The organism is Vibrio albus (assembly GCF_003144035.1).
Classification (GTDB): domain Bacteria; phylum Pseudomonadota; class Gammaproteobacteria; order Enterobacterales; family Vibrionaceae; genus Vibrio; species Vibrio albus.
Map to the genome: position 1 here is coordinate 129025 of NZ_QFWT01000001.1, position 14207 is coordinate 143231.

General features: G+C 41.2%; 15 protein-coding genes. 3 read left to right on the plus strand and 12 right to left on the minus strand.

From position 1 onward, the window contains the following. Window positions 1-143: 143 nt before the first annotated feature. A complete protein-coding gene (locus DI392_RS00465) occupies window positions 144-1379 on the minus strand; it encodes a CinA family nicotinamide mononucleotide deamidase-related protein (protein ID WP_109317947.1) in 1236 nt (411 codons plus the stop codon). 315 nt (window positions 1380-1694) lie between these two features. Between DI392_RS00465 and DI392_RS00470 the strand changes: the two genes are divergently transcribed. From DI392_RS00470 to DI392_RS00480, 3 genes are all read left to right on the plus strand, one after another. After that, the gene (locus DI392_RS00470) at window positions 1695-2213 is read left to right on the plus strand and encodes a glycine cleavage system transcriptional repressor (protein ID WP_109317948.1); all 519 of its coding nucleotides are present in this window, start codon (window positions 1695-1697) and stop codon (window positions 2211-2213) included. Between the two features lie 172 nt (window positions 2214-2385). Further along, complete coding sequence (locus DI392_RS00475) at window positions 2386-2664, plus strand: type II toxin-antitoxin system RelE/ParE family toxin (RefSeq protein WP_109318522.1); 279 nt, start codon at window positions 2386-2388, stop codon at window positions 2662-2664. Continuing rightward, on the plus strand, window positions 2664-2975 hold the full coding sequence (locus DI392_RS00480; protein ID WP_109317949.1) for a HigA family addiction module antitoxin: 312 nt from the start codon (window positions 2664-2666) through the stop codon (window positions 2973-2975). The genes DI392_RS00475 and DI392_RS00480 overlap by 1 nt, the downstream gene beginning before the upstream one ends. Here DI392_RS00480 and DI392_RS00485 read toward each other — a convergent pair. From DI392_RS00485 to DI392_RS00535, 11 genes are all read right to left on the minus strand, one after another. Next, window positions 2970-3413 carry a low molecular weight protein-tyrosine-phosphatase gene (locus tag DI392_RS00485; protein WP_109317950.1) on the minus strand — a complete coding sequence of 148 codons (444 nt, stop codon included), beginning with the start codon at window positions 3411-3413 and terminating at the stop codon, window positions 2970-2972. The two genes, DI392_RS00480 and DI392_RS00485, sit on opposite strands and share 6 nt — an antisense overlap. A 22-nt stretch (window positions 3414-3435) precedes the next feature. After that, window positions 3436-4818 carry an O-antigen ligase family protein gene (locus DI392_RS00490; protein WP_109317951.1) on the minus strand — a complete coding sequence of 461 codons (1383 nt, stop codon included), beginning with the start codon at window positions 4816-4818 and terminating at the stop codon, window positions 3436-3438. A gap of 105 nt (window positions 4819-4923) precedes the next feature. Beyond that, on the minus strand, window positions 4924-5829 hold the full coding sequence (locus DI392_RS00495) for a hypothetical protein (RefSeq protein ID WP_109317952.1): 906 nt from the start codon (window positions 5827-5829) through the stop codon (window positions 4924-4926). Between the two features lie 140 nt (window positions 5830-5969). Next, window positions 5970-6392: a VanZ family protein gene (locus tag DI392_RS00500; protein WP_181388328.1), complete on the minus strand. Its 423-nt coding sequence runs from the start codon at window positions 6390-6392 to the stop codon at window positions 5970-5972. 1 nt (window position 6393) lies between these two features. Next, window positions 6394-7062: a hypothetical protein gene (locus tag DI392_RS00505; protein ID WP_109317954.1), complete on the minus strand. Its 669-nt coding sequence runs from the start codon at window positions 7060-7062 to the stop codon at window positions 6394-6396. A 20-nt stretch (window positions 7063-7082) separates the two neighbouring features. Continuing rightward, the gene (locus tag DI392_RS00510) at window positions 7083-8471 is read right to left on the minus strand and encodes a phosphohexomutase domain-containing protein (protein WP_109317955.1); all 1389 of its coding nucleotides are present in this window, start codon (window positions 8469-8471) and stop codon (window positions 7083-7085) included. Window positions 8472-8518: 47 nt separating this feature from the next. Further along, window positions 8519-9169, minus strand: a complete 651-nt coding sequence (locus DI392_RS00515) for a DUF2057 family protein (protein WP_109317956.1) — start codon at window positions 9167-9169, stop codon at window positions 8519-8521. Between the two features lie 102 nt (window positions 9170-9271). Further along, the gene (locus DI392_RS00520; protein ID WP_109317957.1) at window positions 9272-10192 is read right to left on the minus strand and encodes a porin; all 921 of its coding nucleotides are present in this window, start codon (window positions 10190-10192) and stop codon (window positions 9272-9274) included. Between the two features lie 218 nt (window positions 10193-10410). Further along, window positions 10411-11868 carry a mannose-1-phosphate guanylyltransferase/mannose-6-phosphate isomerase gene (locus tag DI392_RS00525; RefSeq protein ID WP_109317958.1) on the minus strand — a complete coding sequence of 486 codons (1458 nt, stop codon included), beginning with the start codon at window positions 11866-11868 and terminating at the stop codon, window positions 10411-10413. Further along, a complete protein-coding gene (locus DI392_RS00530; RefSeq protein ID WP_181388329.1) occupies window positions 11868-13049 on the minus strand; it encodes a glycosyltransferase family 4 protein in 1182 nt (393 codons plus the stop codon). The genes DI392_RS00525 and DI392_RS00530 overlap by 1 nt, the downstream gene beginning before the upstream one ends. A gap of 61 nt (window positions 13050-13110) precedes the next feature. Then, window positions 13111-14184 carry a glycosyltransferase family 4 protein gene (locus tag DI392_RS00535; RefSeq protein WP_109317960.1) on the minus strand — a complete coding sequence of 358 codons (1074 nt, stop codon included), beginning with the start codon at window positions 14182-14184 and terminating at the stop codon, window positions 13111-13113. Window positions 14185-14207 lie beyond the last annotated feature (23 nt).

A 14207-nucleotide genomic window follows, 5' to 3' on the forward strand; every position in this document is an offset into this window, starting at 1 on the left:
TAGCTATAAAGGAAACATAACAAATTAAATATTTTCTTATTATATTAACATTTTATAAACTTTTTGATTAAATTCCCCATAAGAACCAAAAGCTTTGGGAGCAGAATAACCCTTCCTTAAGATGTTGATATAATAAAACAAAATCAAAGAGCACTCGCAGGTACAAAAAGTTCACGAACGCGCTCTACTGAAGCGTATTCACCGAACATAGGCTTACCCTCTAAGTGACGGCGTAACATGTCGGTAGCGATAGCCGCATATAACTTACGCAGTTCTTCTTTTTCATAACTACGTTTTAAGGACACAATCTGCCCCCACTCCCCATATGGGGTAGACAATCCGAATGCAACCTTGCCGTCAGCCATATTTCCGGTCGCGAGACCAATATTACTCTCACTGTTTTCACGAATAGCAGCCGCCAGAGCGAGTGCTGCGGCCAGAGGATCCTGCTCTGCCAGAGTATGTTGTACTTTATTCGTCATCACCCAGGACGCCCCTAACTGATCACTAAGCTTTTCATTACTATGTAGCCAACTGGTTAAATACCCGCCGGAAGACTGCTCTGATACCGAAACCACAAGTCGCTTTTCTGCAAGCAATGCCTGAATGTTAGCCAGTATCGGTTCATCGACACTAACGACATTTTCTCCCAGGTGACTATAGACGATTTGCATTATCTTTAGCCGGGTTTCCATATCTCCGGCAGGACCAAACAGCTTAACCTCAATAAAGGGTAAAGAAGAGCGGTATCCAAACTCGTATCCGTCGGGCAGGTGTATATTCTTAAAAAGGTCTGAAATACCAGACTCCGTCAGACCAAAAGTAAACATTCTACTGACTTCTTTACTTTCCGTTTCAGTATGCTTTTCTTTGATCGCCGGTATGATTCTGGAGTCCACCATATGTTTAAACTCCCGGGGCACTCCGGGTGTGAAGAAAAACTGTGCCTGATTGATTTGCATAGTAAAGCCACATGCCGTCCCTACCGGGTTATCAATGATGGTCGATGAAGCCGGTAACATCGCCTGTTTTATATTACTTTCCGGCATCTCTTTTCCCATTCTGCGGAAATAATTTTTCATTACTTCCACCCATTCAGGAAACAAATCTACCTCTTCTTCCGCTGCTTCCGCGGCAGCTTCTGCTGTCACGTCATCAGAAGTTGGCCCCAGCCCACCATTCACCACCACCAGATCATAGTTCAGACTCAGATTAATCAGCTCATTCACCAAATCAAACTGATTATCACCAACGGTAGATCGCTTATGCAATGCCAGTCCTTCTTCAAAAAATCGGCGAGACAGCCAGGCTGCATTCGTATCGACAATATCGCCGTGTAAAATCTCTTCGCCAGTACTTAACATTGCTATTTTTATCATCAGGTTTGCTCTTTTGCTTTTGTTTAAGTTGGTATATGTATAACTTACGCCAAATTTCGGTTAACTGTCGAGTAAGAATGAAGGAGTAGTCCTTAAGTTTTACTTACCTCTTGTTTATAAATCAATCAATTAAATTGTCCAAAATGGTAACCAGGTAACAATCTTCACACTTCCTGCCATTCACCATTAGAAAAGTTGATAGCTGTCATACATTCTCTCAAATTTAGTCCTACACTAGATATAACATTCGTAATTCATAGACTTACACTAAGTTAAGGAATAACAGTCTAAACTTCGCCTTTGGAGGGTTTAAGTATGAGCAACAGTTTCATCGTCAATTTTGTTGGTAAAGCTTCCCCTGCGACGATTAAGCACCTTTCAGCTATTACACATGAAAATGGCGGTAAGTGGTTAATCAGTAAAGTTAACTTTATCGAAGATCAAGTCGCTGCCGTTATCAAGGTAGAGCTTCCAAAGGCTAATACGCAAATCGTCAAAGACGCTTTTATGGCAAATGAAGATTTGGTTGTCCAGTTTATGGATACCGACTCAACAGCCCACGATAAAGAAGAAATTTTCAACTTAAGATTGGATGCCAATGACAGAGCCGGTGTGGTTAATGAAATCACTCAGGTTCTGGACGGACAGGGAATCCGGATTCTGGATATGGATTGCCAGCGTGTATTCATTGCCGGAGGTGGTGGCGGTGGCGTCAGTAGCAGCCTATTTACTGCGAACTTAGCTATTCAGCTGCCGGTAGAGGTGAGTATTGAAGATGTAACCAAAGAACTGGAAGCTCTGAGTGAAGATACAAAAGTTATTTTAACTACATAGTCTCAATATTATTCAGAAAAATACACGTGGAGGGCATTGCCCTCCTTTTTTATGACACCGAGTATTCGTACCTGAGCTATCAACCGCAACCTCTTATACCGAGTCAAGAATTCAACTCAAAATGCGATATTATAAATGGATAAATGTCACCCTAGAGGTTACAATCAACTCAATGATTCGTTCATTTATTCATAAAGGACTCGAGAAGTTCTTTCTCACAGGCTCTACATCTGGAATCCAGAAGAAACATGAAAAACGGTTAAGGTTAATCCTAACCAACTTATCCCAAGCCGAAAGCCCTAATGATATGGACTTACCCGGACTTCTTCTCCATAGGCTAAAAGGAAACAGACAAGACATCTATTCCGTAAAAGTTAACGGAAACTGGCGCATTACCTTTCGATTTATTAACCGTGATGTTGAAGTTGTAAACTACGAGGATTACCACTAATGACTATGCATAATCCAGCACACCCAGGGGAAATCCTTAAAGAATTAGTACTAACCCCATTAGAACTTAGTGTTACAGAAGCATCAGCACACCTTGGTATAAGCCGCAAGACACTATCCAAGATAATCAATGCCAAAGGTGCAATTACACCTGAAATGGCGGTTCGCCTGGAAATGGTTTTTGAAAAGCCCTCGGCTGACCATTGGCTTAAACTGCAAAATGCCTACGACCTTTGGCAAACAAGACAGCACCAAGAAAAGCTACATGTATCACCTTTTAAAATAAACTCACAGGAATCAGCTTCTTTATGATAGCTTCCGCTTCCATGCCTCTGCGGCGTTTTCTATCAGGGAAAACGCCCTTTCGAAGGCTTCTTCTCCCTGCCGAAACGGGTCATCGATAGTACTGATTCCGACCCAATGACCAAACAGAACCGTTTTGCTTCTGGCTAACGGAAAAAGCTCGCAAAGCTGGTCAATCTGTTTACGCTCCATCACCAGAATCACATCAACAGCATCGATATCTTGCTGGGTGACTTGCCGGGAACGATGCTGAGCTATGTCTATCCCGTACTGCCCTGCGACTTTTACCGCCAGCGGATCAGCCGGTAAGCCTGCCAGCTTATTGGATTGAACCCCGACCCCGGCAGAGCTTACCTTAAGCTCCGGCTTTAATTTTTTTAACAAAGCTTCACCAAACGGTGAGCGGCAGATGTTCCCTGTGCAAAGCACTAAAATACTATCAAACATTAACGACCTTATGATTTAATGGCTATACGGCTTTACCGTTTTGTACTTTAACCGGCATGTTTGCTGAACAGCCCGCCAACACCAATATCAGGATAAAAGTCAGCGCATTCGCCGTGGGCTGCAGGTTAAAGTCTACGCTGATATGGATCAACATTCCTATAATCGCCATCAGACAGCCTAAAGCCGTCCCCTTCATCGTTCGACTGTTTCTGGTGCGCACTGCCTTCAGACACAACCAGACAGCAAATAACACCATGCTACCGAGCATTAAGGTGGCAGGTACTCCCGCTTCTACCGTAAATTCAATATAATCGTTATGGGCGTGATTATAAAAACCAATATTATATTGGGTATATTTAGGAAACGTTGAGTAGTAACTTCCCATTCCGGTACCGGTCAGAGGAAAATCTTCAATAATGTCCAGACTCCACATTGCGGCCTGATCCCGAGTTTCCGCCTGTACTGATGTGTGCTCCAAACGTTCTTTGACTTTTCCGAGACCAAATACCGTTCCTACAATTAAGGTATCAATAGCCAGCAAACTGATAATCAAAACACTTAAAGCTCTGGGGCGATTTTTATACAACAGAAGCCCTACCACACCTCCAATGATCGTCACTGAAAAGAATGCGGTATTGCCCATTCTGGAACGGGTCATTACCAAGGCAATCACCATGATGACCAGCGAAAGACGCACAATCATCTTGCCCGACAACATGGCATCCGACCAACGCCTCAAACGGACTTTCCAGGATCCGGATCGGCTTTGATGCAGTTCCGAAACGATAAGCCCAACTCCGACTGATAGTACCATCATCAGATAATTGGCAAAGTGGTTTTTATAGACAAAAGATCCAGTAGCAATATCACTTTCAGGGAAGCCAAACACCAGACTTTCTCTGATACCCAACAGCACAAGCATGGCTCCATAAAAAGCCTGAATGGTGCCACTGATCACCAAAGTAATCATTACCGCTTTAATGCGTTTAACACTGTTAATCAGCAGAACAGCATTTAACGCAAACAGGGTATAGCTAATTCCCTTAATTAAACCTGTTACAGTTGCAAACTGGTCCAGCGATACGCTTCCACTTTCAAGTCCAGCCCAGCTAAAAATATTCGCGGCTTCTGGAGAAATAAACGCCAGCCAGCCAACAGGCATACGTACCAACTGCAGGGCAACCCACAATTGAAAAAGTACTAACGGGATCAGCAGCCAGTTAAACCGCTTAACCCGGTGCCAGGGAAAATTTGTCCGGTAAACATAAAGCAGGGAAAGTGTCTGAAGCGTTATCCAAAACTCAGCAATCGACCAGGCCCAGACACGGTTACTGGCAAGAGGAACAGGCAACCAGATCAACAGCAGCAAAAAACTATAATAACAAGCAGTTTCGATACGAGACATCGCATACCTATAGAAACATTAAAAACGCTGAAACAGAAAAAGCCCAAAACTGATTTGGGCTTTTTGAATTAAGTGACAGATTCAATATAACGATGATTTAACAACCTAACTAGGAGAGACACCTGTAGCTGGGTCCTCTGTTGCTGGTATATCTGGCGTAATTTCATTGACACCTGCTGCGGTTGCTTGCGCCACTGCTGTTGGGTCAATACCTGACGCAATCGCTGTTTCTGTTGCCGCAACAGAAATAGATTCTGCTGCTTCCGGGGCTGCAGCAACGGCTGCCATGGTCACTGCCGATGCGGCTTCAGCTGCTGCCGTTGCGTCTGTTGCTGTTGCTGTAACTGCCGATACCGCAGCACTGGTCACCGCTGCAGCCGCTTCAGCCGCTTCAGCTGCTGCTGTTGCGTCTGTTGCCGTTGCTTTTACTGCTGTTACGGCTGCTGTTGTTACTGCCGCGGCTGATTCCGGGGCGGCCGTAATTGCTGCCGTTGTGACGGCTGCAACCGATTCTGCGGCGGCGGCTGAATCAGTCGCTGTTGCTGTTACCGCCGTTACTGCCGCTGTTGTCACTGCGGCTGTTGCTTCAGCGGCTGCTGTTGCATCTGTTGCCGTTGCTTTTACCGCCGTTACGACTGCGGTAGTGACTGCCGCTGCTGATTCTGGGGCGGCCGTAACTACGGCTGTTGTCACTGCCGCTGCTGATTCTGGAACCGCAGACACTACTGCTGCGGTAATCTCAGCAGCTTTTTCTGGTGCAGATGTTACCGCTGCTGCGGTTACCGTTGCTACATCAACCTGTTTAATTGCAGAAACCGTCTGAACAACCTCAGCAGCCAAATCCGGATATTGAATCATAAGAGAACTAACTAACTCTTCCATAGATACATCAGAGGTACTGATGATATTATCCAGTTCTTGCTGTTGTTCAGCAGTAATTACAGCGCTTGCCGCCATCGGCATTATCGACAATGCTGTCGTAATTGCTGCCGTTAAAAATTTAGTTTTCATAATCCTTGTCCCCTAGCCTGAAAACAGATAACCCATATACCACACGACTTATTCATCATAACAACTGTATAAGTTTATGGTCAAAGATAATCCATCTCATTTATAAGACTGAACATTTAAAATAAAAAAACAGAGTAGAATTACTGACTTATTTTATTCAAAACAAGACCTAAACATTCCAATAATTTATATATAAGAATTCCACATAGAACCCCCGATACATTTGCAGCCAAATCATAAACAGAAAACTCTCGGGTGGGAAAAAACACCTGTATCACTTCATCAGAAACCACTAAAGATAGTGCGGCAAAAACAGGCCAACCCACTGAATTAAAAAATAAAGAGCGTATAGATAACGGAGTTGCCCAAGTAATCGTATAACCAATGAGAAAACTCATTAAAAAGTGCAGATGTTTATCTCCGCCAACTAATTTTTCAACTGCATAAACATATTCTGCATGCAGACTAAAACTTTTTGACATACTTCCTGCCAGAGCTACAAGGAAAACAACCGCCAAAATAAACAGACGATGAAAGCGTACTTCTCGAATATTACCAATCAACCTATTGACACTCTCTATAATTAATACCATTGAATTTTAATAAATTACACATTTTATCTTTGTTAGGGGATATTGAGATCAGTTGTCTCAACTCCCAATATCCAATACTATATTTACCATGTCTTAATAATACCCGACTTACCTGAATTTTTTGTTCCGGTATTAGCTTTTCCCAATTGGCGAAATACAAATTCAACATCGCTTTTGCCGTGGATCTTTCATAAGGTCCTACATATACCGCTTTTTCAATTTGCTCCGCCACCTCATCCATTGATGCTCCCAACTCAGCTAACAGATACGCCTTCTGGATATAAGCTTCCGGCCATAAAGGGCGAAGTTCAACGGTTTGATCAAAATAACGCTCGCTTTGCTCCTTCAACTTTTGGTCATCCAGAAGCCGTCCCTTATGTTCAATAAAAAAGCCAGCCTGAGTAAGAGCATGGGGGCTGTCACTATCCCAGAAAAGCATACTCTCTACGAACTGCATTTTTTTTTCCATCTCACCTTCTGCCCTACTGTCCTTAAGTGAAGAAGACAGAGAGCGCAGTTCATTACTGACAGTCTTGGCGTACAAACTTCCTACACCCATTTTTACGGAGTAGAAAGCCACACCAATACACAATAGGCCAATAAGAAGGAGTGGTGTAGTTTTGATAATTTGAGATCTCATATCGACACTGGGACTAAAGGTTACTTCAGTAACCCTTTCAGTTCTTCCAACTTCAGGGCAACCAACTCACCATCTGCTTTAGACTCAACATTCAAACGCACAACCGGTTCTGTATTTGAGCTTCGCAAGTTAAAGCGCCAGGACGCATCATCTGAAACAAACGCCATAGACAAGCCATCGGTATAATCAACACTTGTGGCAAGAGGTTTGTAATGACTTTCGACCTTTTCAATGGCCTGCCCGGGGTTGTCTAGTTTAAGATTAATTTCACCTGAGGATGGAAAAGCCGCAATACGGGATTTGACCATTTCAGACAAAGTCATACCTGTTACTGAAAGAAGTTCCGTTACCAGCAACCATGGGATCATCCCAGAATCACAATAAGCAAAGTCACGGAAATAGTGATGGGCACTCATTTCACCGCCATAGACTGCATCTTCCTGACGCATTCTTTCTTTAATAAAAGCGTGGCCAGTCTTGCTCATGACAGGAATACCACCATTTTCGCTAACCACTTCTTTCGTATTCCAATACACACGAGGATCATGGATGATCTTCTCTTTAGGGTTCTTTTTCAGGAAAGCTTCTGCAAGCATTCCGACAATGTAATAACCCTCTATAAATTCACCATGTTCATCAAACAGGAAGCAGCGGTCAAAATCACCGTCCCAGGCAATACCCATATCCGCTTGATGCTCTTTCACTGCGTTGGCTGTATCTTCTCGGCATTCAGGAAGCAGAGGATTAGGGATCCCATTTGGAAAATTACCGTCGGGCTGATGGTGCACTTTAATGAATTCGACAGGAACATTTAAAGTTGCAAAACGTTTTTCCAGTTCATCAACCACATGTCCGGCAGCACCATTTCCGGAATTTACCACCAGCTTTGTGGTTTTGATATTCGACGGTTCAATATACTCCATTAAGCAATCAACATAAGCATCCAGATTTGACTGCTTTATTAATGTTCCTCGATACGCTTTATCTACCGGGTCAAACTCATTACGTTCAGCTAATGCTTTAATATCTTTGAGGCCAGTATCGCCGCTAATTGGCTTAGCATCTTCCCGAACCAGCTTCATACCGTTATAGTTCATCGGATTATGACTGGCTGTAACTTCTATACCACCATCAACACCAAGATGTTGAGTCGCGAAATAAATTTCTTCTGTACCTGTCATACCGATATCGATCACATCAACACCGGAATCCATCAATCCTTCAGCCAGAGACGCTTTTAATTCTTCAGACGTTAAACGAACATCCCCCCCGACAACAATGCTTTTTGGTTTTAAATGTTGACCAAATGCTCTGCCAATACGATACGCAATATCGGCGTTTAATTCTTCACCTAGCTCACCGCGGATATCGTAGGCTTTAAAACAGGTAAGGTTCGGGTTACTGCTCATTTATTTATTCTCTCGCTTAAATAATTTTGTTCTTTCTGGGGGCCAGATTATTGTTGCTGAATCATCCAGGTTAGCAAAGCCTTACGTTCGGAACCGGAGGCATGCAAAAACCATTGTTTGATCTCTTTTACTGAAAGTTCAGATATTACTGGAATATCAGTTGGAACGGAACGGTCAGTCACTTTTGGTGCCAATGTCTTTTCAGGAACAGGTGAATGCACTTCGGTAAACTGAATATTATGGCTGTCGTTATATTTTACAATCGACTTTTCTAAATCCCGATAAGGTAAAAAGCCGGACTCTCCGGGTAACTCATCCACCACCAACGGGCTTTTTGCGTTATTTACGGTTAATGTCCAGTCAGCATTATTGGTTGCAAAACTGACCTTTGCAGAATCATAAGTTCGAAAATACTTATGCGAAATATTGAGTTGATCACTTGCATTTTCTACATCAATAAATGTCACTAATGGCTTAGACTGAAAACGTTTTTTACCGCTACCATTACGTAAAGACTCAACATAACGAATCACTACCTGGTTATGTCCCTGAGATAAATTCAGGCTTTGCGTTTCTTTCACTGCTTTTCCATTTACGGCTAATACATCGACCGTTCTGGGTAATGTCAAATCCGCAGCGGATAAAGAGGATGAAAGTATTAATGCTGATAATGTGACTATTTTTATCATTAACTTCATTGGAGCAATATTCCCTATTACAGATAAAAAAGCCACGCTTACAGGCTTATCTCATATGATAAGCTCAGAGTAAGCAGTGGCTACAAGGGAGAGGCTTACGATTTAGAATGTTGCACTCATACCAACAACATAACCTGTGTCCGTATCATCTTCATCAGTAAAGCCAACTTCAGCATAAACTTTTACTTCATCGGTGAAGATATAAGTTACGTTCGCATAGGTATCATTGACCGTGTCTTTAGAACCATCATCATAATCAGTTATTGCCCAGCCGACACCATAATTAAACCGGCCACCATCATCAAAGGTTGCAGTAACACCATACATATCAGCATCATCAGTTTCACCATCGGTAGAACCGTACGAACCTGCCACACGAAGATCGCCCAAACGGTAACGAGCTTCAAGTACGTAGGCATCGTTTTCCACATCAGACTTTTCACCATGAGCCAGATAGAGAGTAAAGCTTGCATCTTCAACATTAGCACTAATCTTCCCGTCTAATTCATAGTCACTGTCTGTGTAACCGGTCGTATTACGGTATTCCGCATAAGCAACTCCCGCAGAGAACACTTCATTACCGTTGTACTTATACTTAAGAACCTGATCGCCTTTGCTCTCCAGATCCTCAAAATAAGAGGTAAAGCCGAATTCATAGTCATTACCAATACCAGCTTCGTCGAAAATGGTAGTCTGGGAACCAAAAGTAACCACATGTTGCTGAGCGATAGTTACCGAACCATAAACGTCTCCCCGGGTCACGTTATCATCAGCATTATTAGCCTCAATATCCATGTATGCACCCATGGCCAGATCTTCGGTCATCTCATATTCAATTTCGAACCCGAACTTGGCTTCATCCAGATCCAGTTGAGACTTATCCGCTTCATCCTGAACCTTTATATATTTCACCCCTACCTCGCCATTGACATCAATAGTGACCCCATCCATGGAATACATTTCTGCCGCCTGAGCAGAACCTACCGCAGCCACCACTGCCAGCGCAACTAACGTTTTTTTCATTGGTTTATCTCCCTTGTTTAATTCGATAATCCATTTGCTATTGTTTTATATAAATATGGTTCTTATTATTTTTACAGTTAATCAGCACGTCCTAATATATGGCACTCAATGCATAATCTTTAAAAACATTTGTAGCCTACACGAAATGAAAACGGCCGTACGTATCATGATGATGACACTCACTATTAGTCTCAAAGATAAGACGTCAATTTGGACACTTATGCTTTTTTCTTATCTTTGAAATCATTATCAACGAATAGCGCTTCTTCTGAATCTAAGTAACCTTCACGCTGAATACGCACAATATCGTCCTCACCAAGGTAACTGCCGGATCGAACTTCGATAATTTCCAGAGGAACCTTACCCGGGTTTTCAATAGCATGTTCCATACCGATGGGAATATAGGTGGACTCATTTTCACTGAGATAGAATTCTTTTTCGCCCCGTATTACTCTGGCGGTTCCGGACACAACTACCCAGTGTTCAGCGCGGTGATGGTGTAGCTGAATTGCCATGCGTTCACCAGGTTTAATAAACAAATGCTTAACGTGGTATCGCTCACCATCAGCTATCGCATCATGAGAACCCCACGGACGATGCACTTCCCGGTGACGAAGATATTCACAGCGTTCTTCAGCTTTCAGTTTATTAACTATGTTTTTAACGCCCTGCACCTTGTCTTTATGGGCAACCAGTACAGCATCTTTGGTTTCTATCACAATAAGGTCGTCAACACCTACCGTTGTCACCAGCTTGCTTTGAGAATAAAGGTAACTGTTTCGGGTATCCTCGGTAAGCACATCCCCTTTGGTCGCATTACCACTGTCGTCCTTATCGTTTACTTCCCAGATAGCAGACCAGCTTCCAACATCACTCCACTGAGCGTCCATAGGAACCACCACAGCATTTTCAGTCGGCTCCATCACGGCATAGTCAATGGATTCATCCGGACAACCGGCAAACACTTCTTCGTCCAGGCGGATAAAATCCAGATCAGGATAGCTGCTTAAATGGGTTTCTTTACAGGCAATCAGAATATCCGGGCGGTACTTTTCAAGTTCTTTCAGGTAAACAGAGGCTCTGAACAGGAATAAGCCACTGTTCCAGTAATATTCTCCGGAAGCCAGATATTCTTCCGCTTTTGCCAAACAGGGCTTTTCAACAAACGAATCTACCGAATAACTGTTATCACTTCTAACATGTCCCTGCTTGATATAGCCATACCCGGTTTCAGGAGCTGTAGGCACAATACCAAACGTCACCAGGTTCCCCTGTTCCGCTTCCGGAATCGCCGCTTCAACAGAAGCAATAAACGCATCGTTATCTCTGATAACATGATCCGCCGCAAGCACCAAGAGTAACGGGTCATCACCATTTTTAACCGCCTGCAATGCTGCTAATGCGACTGCGGGTGCCGTATTACGCCCTACCGGCTCCAGCACAATGCCACTATGGTCAATTTCAGCCTTTCTAAGCTGCTCTGCTACCGTAAACCGGTGTTCGTTATTGCAGATAAAAAATGGTGGCTTATGTTCAATACCGGATAAGCGAAAAATCGTATCCTGAAGCATGGTATTATCACTGGCCAGTGATAAAAATTGCTTCGGATAATGAGTACGTGAAAGAGGCCATAAGCGGCTACCTGAGCCACCTGCCATTATTATTGGAAGAATCATTACATATCTCTCCTAGCGACGTTGTCAATTACAGACAAATACTTATTACACAATATTTTTTTTGAATGATTATTTTTTATAAACGAAAGCCCATTATTTGATAATTGTCTAGAAAGTTTCTTGGAGCTCAATAGCTCGCAAACAGAGCCAGCGATGTCAGCAGGAGTTTTACATACAATTAGATCTTCTCCATGTACTGCATTTATACCTTCTATGCCAACATCATTGGTTATCGTAGGTAAACCAAGAGCCATCGAATCTAATACTTTAGTTTTAATACCAGTCCCAAAAGCGACAGGCATCAGAGCTACACTACATCCACTTGCCACTGCCTTTAAGTCATCTACGAAACCCAATAATTTAACTTTATTTTCGACCCCAAAGATTATTTCATTTAGCCGTTCATCATATTTACCAACAACAACAATCTCAAAGTTTTTTGTAACTTTAATCAGTTCCGGCAGTACTTCTTTAACAATAAATCTTAAGCTCTCGATATTTTGAGCCGTCGTCATATTACCTATAAATAAGAGTTTTTTTATGATTCCATCAGAAAACTCAAGTTCAGAACAATCAACAGCTTGTGGAACACCTGTAGCTTTATCCGAATGATATATAGTGTTAATATGTTCTGCTTCTATTGGTGACGTTAAAATTACTTTATTAGATTTACTATATATTCTCTTCTCAGACTCTCTAATTTTCTTACATTCGTAGGATAAAAGAATCTTTCTTAATAGTTTTTCACATTGACTAAATACCTTAGGTAATCGCTGAGCATACGTTCCTAAAACCGAATAGTTTGAATTACTCCTTAACATATTCTCATAGCGATTTGACAACAAGTCATCCAAATCAGTTACCAATACATCTGAATCATCAACAAACTGAGATGTTCTTAGCATGTCGCAGATAATTACATCTGGGTTTATATTCGCTATAGCATTATCAAGAAATTTTTTACCACTAGGTGAATAGTACAAGCATTCTTGCAAAGACTTGTTCCTGAATAAAATCACATTATATACAAACCTAAAGAAAGATGATGTATTTAGATAATAGCTTGATAAAATTCCCAAGTTGGAAATTTTATCCTTATCGACACTTTGATTCCTACCCAAAAAGCAAACAAAGTAAACATCGTATTTCGAGGTTAAAAACTCTAAACTCTGACAGATCATGAATTCTCTTCCTGCTATTTTAGGAAAAGGAGGCCTCGATGAGATATATACAACTTTTTTCCTACAAGACATCTATGGCCTCTTCAAACTTATCAGCAACAGTCGAGATATCAAATCTGCTGGCATTTTTCTTCCCTTCATTAATATAGTTTTTATTACCATCTATAAATGACTGTATTATCTGATACCATTCATCTGGTTCGAAGTAATTAGTAACCGGAACGTAAGTATCTCTTAAAACTTCATCATAAACATCGAGTTTAGAGGCTATAACAGGGAGACCATAATACTGAGCTTCAATAACTGTGCGTCCAAAACCTTCATGAGTAGAAGGTGATACATATATATCACTATGTAAATAAATAGAATCTAAATCCCTCTGACTTATATAATTAAGATTAACATAACGAATATTGTTTTTTTCAGCAAAATCGCAAATCCAATTTTCATTCTCTGGTACTAAATTTTTTCCAACCCGAATAAATATAAATTTCCTATCAAGATCTTTCGATAATGCTTTTATTATACTATTTATATTTTTCCGAGTTTCATTTGTTCCAACATTAAGTAAAACAACATCATCATTTCTTAATTTAATTTCAAATTTGTTAAAAATTTCATCTCGACTAATATCATTTAAATAGTCACTAAAGTCGAATCCATTAGATATAGTAATAATATTGTCTTTTTGTATGTAGAAGTTATTTTCAATTGACTTTTTGGTTATTTCGGAAGGGCATATAACTAGGTTTGAATAAGCAATAAATCTACCCATAATTTTTAAATAATAATTTTTTAATGCCTCCAGCAACGATCTTCTATTATTATCATTACCGATATCTTCCGGAACGTGATGATATATAGTAACAACAGTTAATCCAAGTAGTCTAGCCAAAGGAATCATAAAGGCTAGATCTTCCTGATAAAGAATAATTATATTCTTTTTCCTTATTTGTGGAATTAACTTCATAGGATATATAAAAAATTGGTAAAGATATCTTTTTATACTCCGAGCTGGATACGGTATGTAATTTTTTTTTATGTTATTATTCGTTATTTTTTCTATAATAACTTCACTATATCTATGTACACCATTCCAGCGACTATCAATAGGACCTAAAAACCAGATCAACATAAAATAAAAACCTCAGAATCAAA

What these genes read in the sequence shown, in the direction of transcription:
- DI392_RS00465 (WP_109317947.1), bottom strand. Translation starts at nt 1,379, where the DNA reads ATGATAAAAATAGCAATGTTAAGTACTGGCGAAGAGATTTTACACGGC.
- DI392_RS00470 (WP_109317948.1), top strand. Translation starts at nt 1,695, where the DNA reads ATGAGCAACAGTTTCATCGTCAATTTTGTTGGTAAAGCTTCCCCTGCG.
- DI392_RS00475 (WP_109318522.1), top strand. Translation starts at nt 2,386, where the DNA reads ATGATTCGTTCATTTATTCATAAAGGACTCGAGAAGTTCTTTCTCACA.
- DI392_RS00480 (WP_109317949.1), top strand. Translation starts at nt 2,664, where the DNA reads ATGACTATGCATAATCCAGCACACCCAGGGGAAATCCTTAAAGAATTA.
- DI392_RS00485 (WP_109317950.1), bottom strand. Translation starts at nt 3,413, where the DNA reads ATGTTTGATAGTATTTTAGTGCTTTGCACAGGGAACATCTGCCGCTCA.
- DI392_RS00490 (WP_109317951.1), bottom strand. Translation starts at nt 4,818, where the DNA reads ATGTCTCGTATCGAAACTGCTTGTTATTATAGTTTTTTGCTGCTGTTG.
- DI392_RS00495 (WP_109317952.1), bottom strand. Translation starts at nt 5,829, where the DNA reads ATGAAAACTAAATTTTTAACGGCAGCAATTACGACAGCATTGTCGATA.
- DI392_RS00505 (WP_109317954.1), bottom strand. Translation starts at nt 7,062, where the DNA reads ATGAGATCTCAAATTATCAAAACTACACCACTCCTTCTTATTGGCCTA.
- DI392_RS00510 (WP_109317955.1), bottom strand. Translation starts at nt 8,471, where the DNA reads ATGAGCAGTAACCCGAACCTTACCTGTTTTAAAGCCTACGATATCCGC.
- DI392_RS00515 (WP_109317956.1), bottom strand. Translation starts at nt 9,169, where the DNA reads ATGAAGTTAATGATAAAAATAGTCACATTATCAGCATTAATACTTTCA.
- DI392_RS00520 (WP_109317957.1), bottom strand. Translation starts at nt 10,192, where the DNA reads ATGAAAAAAACGTTAGTTGCGCTGGCAGTGGTGGCTGCGGTAGGTTCT.
- DI392_RS00525 (WP_109317958.1), bottom strand. Translation starts at nt 11,868, where the DNA reads ATGATTCTTCCAATAATAATGGCAGGTGGCTCAGGTAGCCGCTTATGG.
- DI392_RS00530 (WP_181388329.1), bottom strand. Translation starts at nt 13,049, where the DNA reads ATGATCTGTCAGAGTTTAGAGTTTTTAACCTCGAAATACGATGTTTAC.
- DI392_RS00535 (WP_109317960.1), bottom strand. Translation starts at nt 14,184, where the DNA reads ATGTTGATCTGGTTTTTAGGTCCTATTGATAGTCGCTGGAATGGTGTA.